14 protein-coding genes are annotated in these 12,460 nt (G+C 62.8%); 7 read left to right on the forward strand and 7 right to left on the reverse strand.

Features of this window, described 5'->3' with window-relative positions; translation table 11 throughout:
- Positions 1 to 13: 13 nt before the first annotated feature.
- Entirely contained in the window at positions 14 to 733 is a 720-nt protein-coding gene (yqeC, locus tag AV059_RS13670; RefSeq protein ID WP_058995225.1) for a selenium cofactor biosynthesis protein YqeC, read from the reverse strand.
- Between the two features lie 108 nt (positions 734 to 841).
- Here yqeC and moaA point away from each other — a divergent pair, with 108 nt between their 5' ends.
- From moaA to AV059_RS13685, 3 genes are read left to right on the forward strand one after another with little or no spacing between them, the layout of a single operon-like run.
- On the forward strand, positions 842 to 1,924 hold the full coding sequence (gene moaA / locus AV059_RS13675) for a GTP 3',8-cyclase MoaA (RefSeq protein WP_058995227.1): 1,083 nt from the start codon (positions 842 to 844) through the stop codon (positions 1,922 to 1,924).
- Positions 1,925 to 1,972: 48 nt separating this feature from the next.
- Positions 1,973 to 3,058 (forward strand): putative sulfate/molybdate transporter, encoded by a 1,086-nt coding sequence (locus AV059_RS13680; protein WP_058995230.1) that lies wholly within the window; start codon positions 1,973 to 1,975, stop codon positions 3,056 to 3,058.
- A 55-nt stretch (positions 3,059 to 3,113) separates the two neighbouring features.
- On the forward strand, positions 3,114 to 4,127 hold the full coding sequence (locus AV059_RS13685; RefSeq protein ID WP_058995232.1) for a bifunctional oligoribonuclease/PAP phosphatase NrnA: 1,014 nt from the start codon (positions 3,114 to 3,116) through the stop codon (positions 4,125 to 4,127).
- 15 nt (positions 4,128 to 4,142) lie between these two features.
- Here AV059_RS13685 and AV059_RS13690 read toward each other — a convergent pair whose 3' ends face one another.
- Positions 4,143 to 6,065 (reverse strand): beta-CASP ribonuclease aCPSF1, encoded by a 1,923-nt coding sequence (locus AV059_RS13690; RefSeq protein WP_058995234.1) that lies wholly within the window; start codon positions 6,063 to 6,065, stop codon positions 4,143 to 4,145.
- 174 nt (positions 6,066 to 6,239) lie between these two features.
- On the opposite strand from AV059_RS13690, the gene AV059_RS13695 reads away from it, so the two are divergent.
- Complete coding sequence (locus tag AV059_RS13695) at positions 6,240 to 6,419, forward strand: DUF5786 family protein (RefSeq protein WP_004516241.1); 180 nt, start codon at positions 6,240 to 6,242, stop codon at positions 6,417 to 6,419.
- Positions 6,420 to 6,440: 21 nt separating this feature from the next.
- On the opposite strand, the gene AV059_RS13700 is transcribed toward AV059_RS13695, so the two are convergent.
- Entirely contained in the window at positions 6,441 to 6,779 is a 339-nt protein-coding gene (locus AV059_RS13700; RefSeq protein WP_058995236.1) for a glutaredoxin, read from the reverse strand.
- Positions 6,780 to 6,851: 72 nt separating this feature from the next.
- Positions 6,852 to 7,094, reverse strand: coding sequence for a BolA/IbaG family iron-sulfur metabolism protein (locus AV059_RS13705; RefSeq protein WP_058995238.1), 243 nt, complete (start codon positions 7,092 to 7,094; stop codon positions 6,852 to 6,854).
- A gap of 210 nt (positions 7,095 to 7,304) precedes the next feature.
- Between AV059_RS13705 and AV059_RS13710 the strand changes: the two genes are divergently transcribed.
- Positions 7,305 to 7,688, forward strand: a complete 384-nt coding sequence (locus AV059_RS13710; protein WP_058995239.1) for a DUF393 domain-containing protein — start codon at positions 7,305 to 7,307, stop codon at positions 7,686 to 7,688.
- A gap of 73 nt (positions 7,689 to 7,761) precedes the next feature.
- On the opposite strand, the gene AV059_RS13715 is transcribed toward AV059_RS13710, so the two are convergent.
- Both AV059_RS13715 and AV059_RS13720 read right to left on the reverse strand, forming a co-directional pair.
- Complete coding sequence (locus AV059_RS13715; RefSeq protein WP_058995241.1) at positions 7,762 to 8,172, reverse strand: CoA-binding protein; 411 nt, start codon at positions 8,170 to 8,172, stop codon at positions 7,762 to 7,764.
- 46 nt (positions 8,173 to 8,218) lie between these two features.
- Complete coding sequence (locus AV059_RS13720; protein ID WP_058995243.1) at positions 8,219 to 8,593, reverse strand: helix-turn-helix domain-containing protein; 375 nt, start codon at positions 8,591 to 8,593, stop codon at positions 8,219 to 8,221.
- Between the two features lie 197 nt (positions 8,594 to 8,790).
- On the opposite strand from AV059_RS13720, the gene AV059_RS13725 reads away from it, so the two are divergent.
- Together AV059_RS13725 and AV059_RS13730 are read left to right on the forward strand one after the other, a co-directional pair.
- Positions 8,791 to 9,486, forward strand: a complete 696-nt coding sequence (locus AV059_RS13725; protein ID WP_058995245.1) for a ThuA domain-containing protein — start codon at positions 8,791 to 8,793, stop codon at positions 9,484 to 9,486.
- A 271-nt stretch (positions 9,487 to 9,757) separates the two neighbouring features.
- Complete coding sequence (locus AV059_RS13730; protein ID WP_058995247.1) at positions 9,758 to 10,927, forward strand: NAD(P)/FAD-dependent oxidoreductase; 1,170 nt, start codon at positions 9,758 to 9,760, stop codon at positions 10,925 to 10,927.
- A 190-nt stretch (positions 10,928 to 11,117) separates the two neighbouring features.
- Here the strand turns inward: AV059_RS13730 and AV059_RS13735 are convergent, their stop codons facing one another.
- Complete coding sequence (locus AV059_RS13735; protein WP_058995249.1) at positions 11,118 to 12,341, reverse strand: iron-containing alcohol dehydrogenase family protein; 1,224 nt, start codon at positions 12,339 to 12,341, stop codon at positions 11,118 to 11,120.
- Between the last annotated feature and the right edge of the window lie 119 nt (positions 12,342 to 12,460).

A 12,460-nucleotide genomic window follows, 5' to 3' on the forward strand; every position in this document is an offset into this window, starting at 1 on the left:
CGTCGGCTCGCACTTAGACGACTGCCACCAGCGGGTCGTCGCTCCGCATCTCAGCGAGGACGACGCGCGGGACGTCGACTCGGTCGTGAATCGTCTCGGCGACGGCCCGCGCGCTCGCTTCGAGTCCCTCGTCGTCGACCATGTTGAGCAGCGGAACCGCGGTCGCGTTGGCTGGCACGTCTTTCAGTCCACCCTGGTCGCTCGCGAGTACCGCGGCGACGTCCCGCGGTCGAATCTCGTCGCCGGGGTCGAGCCCTGTAATCGCGGCGACCTCGTCGACTCGGTGAACGATGTCGTCCGTCAGCGGTTCGCCGACGACGTGGGCGCTCGCAATGGGGACGACCGTCGATGCCGTCGACGGTAGCTGTGGCTCGCGGTCGCTCGGCGCTTTGAACTCCCGCATCCGCGCGCCGTCGGCTTTCACCAGAATCGGGTGCTCGATGTCAGCCAGGTCGGCGACGGTCGCCGGGTCGTAGCCGCGGTAGCGGTCCGGTCGCTCCTGTGACGGGACGACGCCTAGCGGCCACGCAGACGCCTCGTCAATGGCTATCCGTGGGGTTTCCGTCACGACAACGTCCTCGACCCACCCGTCGAAAATCGGAATCCTGACCGTCGCGGTGACGACGGCGTGTTCTAGTCGCGCTGCGAGCGTCGCCATCGTCGTTTTTTTGCCCCCAGCGCCGACAAAGCAGATGGTCCCATGTCGTGCGTCTAGCGCGTCGACGATATCCATACGCAGTGCACGGCGGTCGCCTGATTAATCGTTACCCCGTGTGTGCGATGACAGAACCGGACCAGTCACGCCATTTAATAGGCTGTGCTGTGAACAGTTAGCAAGGATATGCTCGAAGACGACTTCGGTCGCGAGGTCTCCGGTGTCCGCGTCTCCCTCACCGACCGGTGTAACTTCGACTGCGTCTACTGCCACAACGAGGGGCTGGGCGACACACGGGGCCCGATGGAGGCACAGGACGATGAACTCACTGCTGACACCATCGTGGCCTTCCTCGAAGTCGCCGCCGAGTTCGGCGTCGACTCGGTGAAGTTCACCGGTGGGGAGCCGATGCTCCGGGAGGACCTGGAGGAAATCGTCCGGCGCGCCCCCGACGAGATGGAGGTGTCGATGACGACCAACGGCACCTTCCTCCCCGGCCGCGCCCCGGACCTCGTCGACGCGGGTCTTGAGCGGGTCAACGTCTCACAGGACGCTCTCGACAGCGAGGCCTTCGCCGAACTAACGCAGAGTGGGGCCTACGACCGCGTCCTCGAGGGCGTCGAAGCGGCGCTGGACGCTGGCCTCGAGCCGGTAAAGCTCAACATGGTCGTCTTCGAGCCGACCGCGGGCTACGTCCCGAAGATGGTCGACCACGTCGCCGAGAACCCCGGTCTCCAGCTCCAGCTTATCGAGTACATGCCGGAACTGGCGGGCCATCCGGAGTGGGCTATCGACATCGACCGCGTCCACGACTGGCTCGAAGACCGCGCCGACAAGGTCGAACACCGCGAGATGCACGACCGCAAGCGCTACTGGATGCACAGCGGCGAGGCGGCGGTCGAAGGTGATAGTGCCTCCACCTCGTTGGCCGCGTCCGACGGCGGAATACGAACGGAGCCGGTCAACAACCACAACAGCGGGATGGTCGAAATCGTCGACCCCGTCGGCAACGAGAACTTCTGTGCGAACTGCCACCGCGTGCGGCTCACCCACGACGGCTACCTCAAGGGCTGTCTGAACCGCAACGATGACCTGCGTGACATCGGCACGACCAAGGAGTCGATGCGCGCCGCGTTCCGCGAGACGGTCGACACCCGCGTCCCCTACTACGGCGAGTACATGGTCGAAACCGAGGACGGCGAGTGGGAGATAAACGAGGAGTACATCGACACCGACGGGGACCGTGCGCCCTACGAGTACTCGGAGTAGCGGCCGCCGACGGGCACGCTCACTGTTTCGCCGTCGATCTAGACCGTCATGAGTTTCCCGTTCCGCGACCAGACGACGGTTTCGCTGTCGTGGAATGAACTGACCGGCGCAATCGGGGACTCGGCGACGGTGCTTCCGGTCGTCGTGGCTGTCGCCGTGCTGACGGAGCTGTCGCTCCCGGTCATGCTCGTCTGGTTCGGCGTGTTTCAGGTCGTCTGGGGGCTGTACTACGGTGTTCCGATATCGGTCGAGCCGATGAAGGCTTTCGCTGCGCTGGTCATCGCCGGGACCATCTCCACCGGCGAACTCGTCGTCGCGGGGCTTTTGCTGGCCGGCATACTGCTCGCGCTCGGAACCACGCGGTCGCTCGAAACAGTCAATCAGTACGTCGATGACACCGTCGTTCGTGGGGTACAACTCGGCGTCGCGCTGGTCCTGCTGGAGACGGGTGTCGACCTCGGGGTTAGTGATCCGAGACTCGTGGCCGTCGCCGTCGGCGTGGTGGCCGTCCTTGTACTCCTGGGCTACAGCGGCCAGAGCGCCTTCGCCGTCTTCGTCCTGGGTGCTGGCATTGCCCTCGCGGAAACCGGGATCCCGACGCCGGCCGTTCCAGCGGTTGACGCCATGTTCATGCTCCCAAGCATGACGCTGTCGGCACAGACGGCGGAGGCAGTCCTCGCCCAGATCGCGGTCACGGTCGGCAACGCCGCCCTCGCCACGTCGGTCCTGCTCGCGGACTACTTCGACCGGGACGTGTCGGCGGACCAGCTCTCGAACAGTATGGGGCTGATGAACCTCGCCGCGGTCCCTTTCGGTGCGTTCCCGATGTGTCACGGGAGCGGCGGCGTCGCCGGGAAGTACGCCTTCGGGGCCAGAACGCCCGGCGCGAATCTGATACTCGGCGCGGGCTACGTGCTGACCGCGTTCCTCGCCATCGGCGTCATCGCGGCCTATCCGACGGCGTTGCTCGGGGTCATTCTGGTACTGATAGCGCTCCAGTTGGGCTGGACCGGCGTTTCCAGAACGGACGACCTGGCGGTCGTCGCGGCAATCGGTGTCGTCGGCGTGCTCATCAACCTCGCCCTCGCGCTCGTCCTCGGCGTCCTCGCCCAGCAACTGCGTGCCCGACTGTGACTCAGCGGCTGGCCCCCACACGCTTGTAGCAGGAGCCCGAAGGGTCGACCGATAAATGCGCCCCGCAACGGAACTTGAAAATCTACTCGGAGAGGCGGAGTCACTCACCATTGTCTGTCACAACAACCCTGACCCAGACTGTCTGGCCAGCGCGCTCGCGCTCGGTCGCATTGCGGCCGCTGTCGGCATCGACGAGCGGCGCATCCTCTACAGCGGCGAGATATCACACCAGCAGAACCGGTCGTTCGTCAATCTGCTGGAGATGGACCTCCGGGAGTTCGACGCGGCCGACGTGACCGACCGCGACTCCTCGGAACTGCTCGCCTTCGTCGACCACTCGGTTCCGGGGTCAAACAACCGGGTTCCCGAAGACGTCTCGGTCGACATCGTCATCGACCACCATCCCGCCGAGGATATCAGCGCCCGGTTCGTCGACCACCGCGTGGAGATCGGCGCGACGGCGACGATACTGACCGAATACCTGCGGGACCTCGAAATCGAACTCGACGACCGGCTGGCAACTGCGTTGCTGTTTGCCATCCGGCGGGAGACGCTCGGGTTCCTCCGCGGCGTGACGCCGGACGAGTACGGCGCGGCCGGTTTTCTGACCGGAACGGCCGATTCGGATCTGTTGCGACAGCTTTCCTCGCCGTCTGTCAGCGGCGCGACCGTCGACGCCATCGCGGACGCAATCGAGAACCGGACGGTCAGGGGCTCAGTATTGATATCGCACGTCGGCAGGACGGGGGAGCGGGACGCGCTCCCGCAAGCGGCCGACTACCTGGCGACGCTTGAGGGCGTCGAGACGGCCATCGTCTTCGGTATCGTCGAGGACACCATCCAGCTCAGCGCCCGCTCGACGGACTCTCGGGTCAACATCGGTGATGTTCTGAGCGAGTCCCTGGGCGATGTCGGGAGCGCAGGGGGCCACCGCGAGATGGCTGGCGGCGAGGTGCCGCTCGGTATCTTCGCCGACTACACGAGCGACGACGCTGTCCTCGTCGACATCGTTGAGCAAGTGATCTCGGCACGGCTGTTTGCTGGATTGAACCTCTCGGAAGAGAGCTAAACTGCCGTCCGCCGTTCAGGACAGCCGGAACGTTTCGAGGTTCTTCGGGTTGTGGGTCCGCATGTTGAACTTCTGGTACAGCGCCGAGGAGAGCTGGTTCGTCGTGGACGCGTCGCCGTGGACACAGAGGATCTTCTCCGGTCGCGGGTGCATCGTCTCGACGAACGACTCAAGTCCCTGCCGGTCGGCGTGGCCGGAGAAGCCGTCGACCGTCTCTACATTGAGCCGGAGGCTCACCCGCTCGGCGCGTGGCCCGCTCGTATCGCCCATGGTGATTTCGTCCTGCCCGCGCTGGATCTGGCGACCGAGCGTCCCTTCGGCCTGGTAGCCGACGAACGCCATGGTGTTGTCCGGCTCGCTGCCCAGCAGCCGGAGCCAGGACATCACGGGACCGCCGGTGACCATCCCGGAGGTGGTCAGGACGATGGCCGGTTCGTCGTCGGCGATGTCCTGTCGCATCTCGTCGCCGCCGTCGACCTGCTCGAACTGCTCGGCGAGGAACGGGTTTTCGTCCTCATAGAGGATGCGCTGGCGGAGGTCGTCCCGGAGGTATTCCGGGTACGCGGTGTGGATAGCCGTCGCCTCCCGAATCATCCCATCGAGGTACACCGGCATTGTCGGGATGTCGCCCTTCCGCATCGCTTCTTCGAGGACAAGCATGAGTTCCTGGGACCGGCCCACGGCGAAGGCTGGAATGAGTACCTTGCCGTCGTTCTCGTAGGTCTCGTTGATAACGTCTCTAAGAACTCGTTCGGAGTCGGACTGGTCGGTCTGGTAGTCGTTCTTGCCGCCGTAGGTCGACTCCAGCACGAGCGTCTCGACACGGGGGAAGTCGTTGACAGCTCCGTCAAGCAGGCGGGTGTCCTTGTAGTGGATATCCCCGGAGAAGGCGACGTTGTAGCGGCCCTCGCCGATATGGAAGTGGCACACAGCCGACCCGAGGATGTGGCCGGCGTTGTGCATCGTGAGCTTGATATCGGGTGCGATGTCGGTGACGTTGCCGAACTCCAGTGGAATCGTGTGTTTCAGCGCGTCACGGACCTGCTGGCTCTCGTAGGGTGGGGTGCGGCCCTCCTTGGAGGCCACGTCGAGGTAGTCCAGTTGGAGCAGGCCCATCAGATCCCGCGTCGGTGCGGTCGTGTAAATCGGCCCGTCGTAGCCGTACTTGAATAGGATGGGGATGAGCGCGGAGTGATCCAAGTGGGCGTGTGTCAGGACGACGGCATCGAGGGAGTTCGGCCCCGCAGCAAGCGCTTCGGGCGCCTGGAGATACGGAACCTCGCCCTCGGCACCAGGCTTGTCGCCACAGTCGATGAGGATGCGGGACTCCGGCGTCGAGAGGATGAAGGCGGCGCGCCCGACCTCACGACAGCAGCCGAGCGTGGTGAGTCGAACCCAGTCCTCGTCGCTCGTGGTGGGACGGTTGATCTGTCGACCGACGCGCTGGAGGATGTCCCGCCGTTCTTCGCGTTCCTGCTTGAGGTAGTTCCGAACGTTCGAGACCGTCGAAGACTCCATCGGCGGTGTCCGGACGACTTCGGGGGTCCAGCCGACGGACGCAGAAATCTCGTCCAGCGTCGCCCCGTGGCGGCCGATGACGCGCCCGGGCTTTTCGGCCTCGATGAATACTTCACCAGTCTGGCGGTCGAAATCAAGGTTCTGGACACCGGCGTCCTCGGGAATCGTCTGCGTGATTCGTGCCCGGGCTTCGTTTGGCGGGACGAGGGCTTCCTGCGTAGGGCGGACGTTGATTCGTTTACGCAGCGTCTGTGCGAGGTTTCTGACGATCCCGTCGCGGTTGGCGACCGTCTGCGCGTCCGGCGTGTAAATAACTAGTTCCGGTCCCTCGAACGCGACGGATTCGATTTCGATGTCGTCCGGTGTCTCTTCTTCAACCTGTGCTTTGATTCGATCAAGTGTCTCGTCTGCGGAACTCATAAGTTTGGAGATGGAGGCCCGATAGCCGTCGGTAAAACCACGGCTCTCGACTGCCGTTATCTAGCGGGAGTGCAAGCACGGTAAAGAACCTTTGCTTGTCTCGTTATGTCATCGTATGGTCGTGTCTCGGCAGGAACCGGCGAATTTTAGTGTGGGACTGCGAGTTGTAGTTGTATGGGCTTTGGTAGCTACGATGAATCCGAACAGAAGGACAACGACGTAGACGCAGACGACAGCGAGGGCGTTGCGGTCCACGAGAACGACCACGACGGATCGGTCTCCTTCGAGACGGAGGCGACCACGAGCGACCTCGTCGACAAGCTCGGCGATATGAAAGACGAAGACGAGGAGTAACGCCGCTACTCCCGACCGCGCTTACTGACCGACTTTTTCCGCGAGCTCGCCGCGCTCGTCCAGTTGTTCGAGGATGTCGCTGCCGCCGATGAATTCCCCGTCGACGAACGTTTGGGGGATAGTCTCGCGGTCGCTGTGGCGCTCCAGGGCCTCCCGATAGGCGTCGGTCGCCTTGAGCACGTCTACCGTTTCGATGTCGTCGCGGTGCTGTTGCAGCAGTCCGAGGGCCTTCTTCGAGTAGCCACACTGTGGCATCAGCTCGTTGCCTTTCATGAACAGCACGACCTCGTTGTCCTCGATGACGCTGTCTACCTGGTCCGTGACCTCTTCCGGCGAGAGTTCTTCGGGCTCGAATGCCATACCCTCACTAACGGCGTCGGCAATAAAGGCGTACCGACGGGTCAAGCGGAACCGCACCGCCGGGGCGCACGGCTACTCGGCTTCCTCGGGCGTCAGCGTCGTCAGTTCGATGGCGTGAATGTCGCGAGTGAGATGGTCCCCCAGCGCGTCGTGAACAAGCTGATGCTGGTCGACCAGCGACTCGCCCTCGAATGCCGGCGAGACCACGCGTACGGCGTAGTGTTTGTCGTCGTCGGGGTCCCGCGGTGTGGTGACCGTCGCCTGTGCTTCCGGAAGCGTTTCCTCGATGAGTTCGGCGACCGCATCCTCGTCCATACGCGCTCTGAAGAGAGCGGCAGGCAAAACAGTTGGCGTCGCGGCCACCGGCTGAGCGATAGCCACCGACCGAAAGCGGCCAGCCCCGAGCTACAAACCCATCGCTGCGACCAGTTCACGGCCCGTCCCGTGTCTGTCCGTGCGGAGACCGGCTATCACTCCCTGCCGGCTGAACCACAGGTGTTTGTGCCCCGGGTACCTAACTCGATTATGAGCGACCCAACGCTCGTCTACGACGACGACTGCGGCTTCTGTACGTGGTGGGCGGACTTCATCGACGAGCGGTCCGATATCGAAATCATCGGGTTCTCCGAGCTCGATGCCGACTTGCTTGCACGCCTGCCGGACGACTACGAGTCCTGTTCGCATCTGGTGACCGAGGAGGACGTGTATTCCTGCGGGGAATCAATCGAAACCGCACTTACACACACGGAACTCGGCAAGCCAGCACAGCCGCTGGTTTCGTTCCTCAGACAATTCGAGGACTACGAGCGGGTCCGCGAGCGGGCCTATCGGCGGGTCGCCGACAACCGTTCGAAGTGGGGGAAGGTCATGTCGAAGACGCCGCCAGCGCGCAGGGATAGCTCGGACTGACGCCACATTCCGAAAACTGCCGGACGCCGTTCACACACTGGTCAGCGGTAGTCCGAGACAGTCGCCCGTCCACTCACCCCATCAGTTGCTGGTGGGTTGGTTTCATACAGCGGTCTTGGACGACACGGCGGCCGGCCGCCTCGGCGCGTTCAACGGCATCGTCGTCGTGGATACCGAGCTGAAGCCAGATAACGGCGTCGTCGTCGCGTTCCAGCGCCGCGTCGACGATGTCGCTGACCTCGTCACTCGGCCTGAACACGTCAACGATGTCTATTTCGCCGGGGATCTCTGCCAGTGAGTCGTAGGTCTTCTGCCCGAATATCTCGTCAGCGAACGGATTGACCGGAATCACTTCGTACCCCTGTTCGTTGAGGTACTTCGGAATCTCGTGAGCGTCCTTGCCGGGGCTGGTCGAACACCCGACGACGGCGACGCGGTCCAGTTCGAGAATCTCTCGGAGTTCGTCGTCCGAATCAACAGGCATACACGGATGTTCGCCGGGCAGCAACAAAAGCGATTGCCTGCGGGACCTACTCCATAGGCTCGTCGGCCTCTGTCGGTTCCTGCAGGTATGTCTGGCCCCAGGCTGCCATTTCAGTGATTACTGACTCAAGCGACTCCCCGTGTTCGGTGAGCGAGTAATTGACGCGGAACGGTTGTTCGTTGATTACTTCCCGGTCGACGAGCCCTTTCTCCTGCAGGTCTTCGAGGCTATCGGAGAGCACTTTGGACGAAATCCCATCGACGTTCTCTTTGAGTTCGTTGAATCCTGAGGGGCCGTTATCAAGCAGTCGATGGATGATAACGGGGTGCCACTTCTTCCCGATAAGGGACGCCGTCGTCGTTATCGGACACCACTCTTCGCCAGCACACCAGACGGAGAGCTTCTCCGGTGAATCGCTCATATCTTGTCGGGATTTCGGCCGCGGCCGGCTAATAACTACCCCTGTGCAGGTAGCCGGACTCTACTGTTCGTGGACTTACTTGGGATACACAGTAGATCCTCGCACAGCGTGTGCCCGCCCAAAACCATGGCGAGCGTCAGTTTCTCGGCCATGAGAGAGTAATTATATTTTTCTCCGGTTATTCAGTGTATTCTTGTATGGTTGCAGTCACCGTGTGGAACGAAAACCGGCACGAACGGGCGACAGGCCCGGCCAATGCGATGTACCCCGACGGGATCCACACGACGTTGGCTGAGATGCTTACTTCCTACGGCCACACTGTTCAGACAGCGACACTCGATGACCCTGCCCACGGACTAACCGCGGAGGTACTCGCCGAAACTGACGTGTTACTGTGGTGGGGCGATGTCGCACACGATGCTGTCAGCGATGCGACTGCGAGCCGCGTCGAGCAGGCCGTCCGTGACGGGATGGGGTTCATCCCGCTCCACTCCAGTCACGAATCGAAGCCGTTCGAGGCACTCATGGGAGCGACTGGCACCCTGCGCTGGCGCGAGGAAGGCGAACGCGAGCACGTCTGGGTCGTCGAAGCGAGCCATCCAATTACCGACGGGCTTCCGGAGGAGTTCGAACTCGAACGTGCCGAGATCTACGGAAAAGGGTTCGACCTGCCGATACCGGACACTCTAGTGACCGTAAGTTGGTGTGGCGACGGCACAGTGTTTCCCAGCGGGTGTTGTTACTATCGTGATGCGGGACGGATATTCTACTTCCAGCCCGGCCACGAGACGTTTCCAGTGTACCACCGGCCGGTCGTCCAGAAGCTCCTGCACAACGCTGTTACGTGGGCTGCGCCGAATGAGACCAACCACCACTGTGCTGGACAGTCCTGACGGTCAGGACAACCGTTGTGCTGTCTGTTGGCTCCAGATTGACCTTCCCTCCGTTCGATTGACCGGCCGGAAAGGACAGACTGTCTCTGTAAATAGGCGATTAGGAGGCGTCTTTAGGAACGGTAGGTGCTGTTTTACCGCGAGAGGGTGACCGAAGGCGACTGCAAACTTAGGGGGCCGGGTCACGACCGTGAGCCAGCATGCGAGGACAACATCGGAGCCGTAGACCGATTCCAAAGGGTTTGTATCTAATGACTTCGGAGAGTGGCCTATGACAGAGAACGTAGTGGTGCTCGGTTCGGGGTACGCTGGCGCGGGGGCAATAAAGAGTTTCGAGGACGAGTTAGACGGTCAAACGGACGTTGATGTCACCTGGATTTCTGAGACGGACTATCATCTGGTCCTACACGAGTCCCACCGTTGCATCCGGGACCCGAGCGTGCAGGAGAACATCGCCATCCCTGTTCACGAAATCAAGCAGCCCTCGACCAACTTCATTCAGGACGAGGTTGTTGGTATCGACACCGACGCCCAAGAGGTGGACCTCGCGGACTCCGACACCGTCGAGTACGACTACCTGCTCGTGGGGCTGGGCTCCCAGACGGCCTTCTTCGGCATCGACGGCCTCAAAGAGCACGCGCTGACGCTCAAGAGCCTCGACGACGCGCTTGAAATCCACGACAAGATTCAGCAAGCGGCCCGCGAAGCCTCCACAAACGACCCAGCACAGGTCGTCATCGGTGGCGCTGGCCTCTCCGGCATTCAGACCGCCGGCGAGGTCGCCGAGTTCTGCGACGAACACAACGCACCTATCGACATCCATCTCGTCGAAGGTCTCGACCAGGTTCTGCCCAACAGCGACCCCGAACTCCAGGGTGCCCTGCGCAAGCGTCTGGAAGCCGCCGACGTGAACATCAAATGCGGCGAGTTCATCGGCGAAGTCGACGAGGAGACTGTCTACATCGGTGACGAGGACGAGCTGGACTACGACGTGCTAGTCTGGACGGGCGGCATCACCGGCCGCGATTGCATGCAAGACGTCGATCTGGACAAAGACGAGCGCAACCACCGCGTCCACGCCGAAGGGAACTTCCAGACCGAGGACGAGCACGTCTTCGCGATCGGAGACTCGGCGCTGATCGACCAGCCGGGCGACCAGCCCGCCCCGCCAACCGCTCAGGCCGCCTGGCAAGCCGCCGAAGTCGCGGGCGAGAACCTCGCTCGCGCGGTTCGCGGCCAGCCGCTGAAGACCTGGACCCACAAGGACAAGGGCACGGTTGTTTCGGTCGGCGAGAAAGCCGTCGCCCACGACGTGGTGAATATGCCTATCGAGACGTTTGGCGGGATGCCAGCGAAACTGCTGAAGAAAGCGATTGCCGCCCGCTGGATCAACGACATGACCGGTGTCGGTCGGGCCGCCAAGGCTTGGCCTGACATGTGAGACCACCTTTTTCTGCGTCGGGTTCGCGCTGACCGCGCGAACCGCTCCTTGAAAAACGTGGGCGAAAAAGGCCGGACTCGCCGTGAGGCGGCGAGTCCGGGGAAACCGCGCTTGCTCCGCTCGCGCGGTATGCTACGTCGGTCGGCTGTCCTACAGCCAACTAATGGTTGAGGCATTTTCGGTGAAAGTCCTACCAAGCAGACTCTAACATACGGACAATATCCTCTCTGGTTGGCTCCAGCCCCGACGGGACGTTCGTCATGAAGGCGTCTTCAAGGACGGCGTCGGCGACTTCGGGAAACTCCGCCCGGTCGGGGCCGGCTACGTCCCGGAGTTGTGTTGGCAGTCCCAGCGTCGTCACTACCTCATTGACTCGGTCAACGACCGCCGTACCGGGGTTGTCAGCGTCGCCGACCCCAAGTGCGTCGGCCAGAAGTGACCGCCGACCGTCGACCTGTTCGAAGAGGTACGAGAGCGCGTGCGGAGCAATGGCTCCGTGGGCTGCGCCCTGCTGGACGTCGTCGGTCCGGGTTAGTCCGTGGCCGAGGGCGTGGACCAGCGAGAGCGTCGTCCCGTCGGCCCGCGAGATGCCGTACTGGACGAGCATGAGTCCCTGCGTAATCGACTGGTACACCCACGGGTTGTCGTCACCGGTACCGAACGCGAGTAGGCCTTCTGTGAGAAGGCCGAGGCCGCGCGACGCTGTGGCGTCGGTTATCGGGGTCGCGTTGGCCGCGTACAGCGTCTCGATACCTTTGTCGAAGCCGTTCATCGCCGACGCCGCGAGGACTGACCGGGGCGTCGTCGCAATCAGCTCGGGGTCGTAACAGGCGGCCGCGGGCATCAGTTTCGGGTCACTGACACCGCCACTGGCCGGTTCAGCCACAGGACAGGTGCCTGGTGTGGCTGTGACGCCAGCGACGATAGAGAGGTCAGCGCCGGCCAGCGTCGTTGGGGCGGCGATAATCGGTGGCAGCCCTGCTTCGGGGACAGCTATCGTTCCGGAATCGACGAATGCCGTGCCGACAGCGGCTGGGTCGCGGTCGGTCGCCGCAAGGATACTGATGATTTTTGCCACGTCGAGGCTGCTTCCGCCGCCAACGGCCACGAGACAATCGGCATCAGCCTCGCGGAAGCGTTCGAGCCCGTCGTACGCAGTGCCGAGTCGCTTGGCTGGTGTCGTTTCCGCGAAGACGCCGGCAAGTCGGTCACCGAGTCCGTCCCGAACAGGGTCCATCACGGCCGGCGTCTCACCGACGGTGGTGCCACAGACGACCAGTGCACTGTCGTAGCCCTGCTCGTCTAACTCCGTACCCAGCGACCGCACGGCGTCAGGGGCGTATCGGAGCGTCGCGGGGGCATACTCGAACCGAAACGGGGCCTCAAGGTCGCCGGCAACCGGTGTGTCGGCCATCGCTGTGACTCATTCGGCCCCGCTCCTGTTTAGGCCTTCAGGTCACCAGAGCCGTCGTTCGAGGGTAATTGAGATTCTGATGGCATCTGCAGGCGCGATGATGCCGTACGTCCCTGTTA

Origin of the sequence: Haloarcula sp. CBA1127 (assembly GCF_001485575.1) — an archaeon.
Lineage (GTDB): Archaea > Halobacteriota > Halobacteria > Halobacteriales > Haloarculaceae > Haloarcula.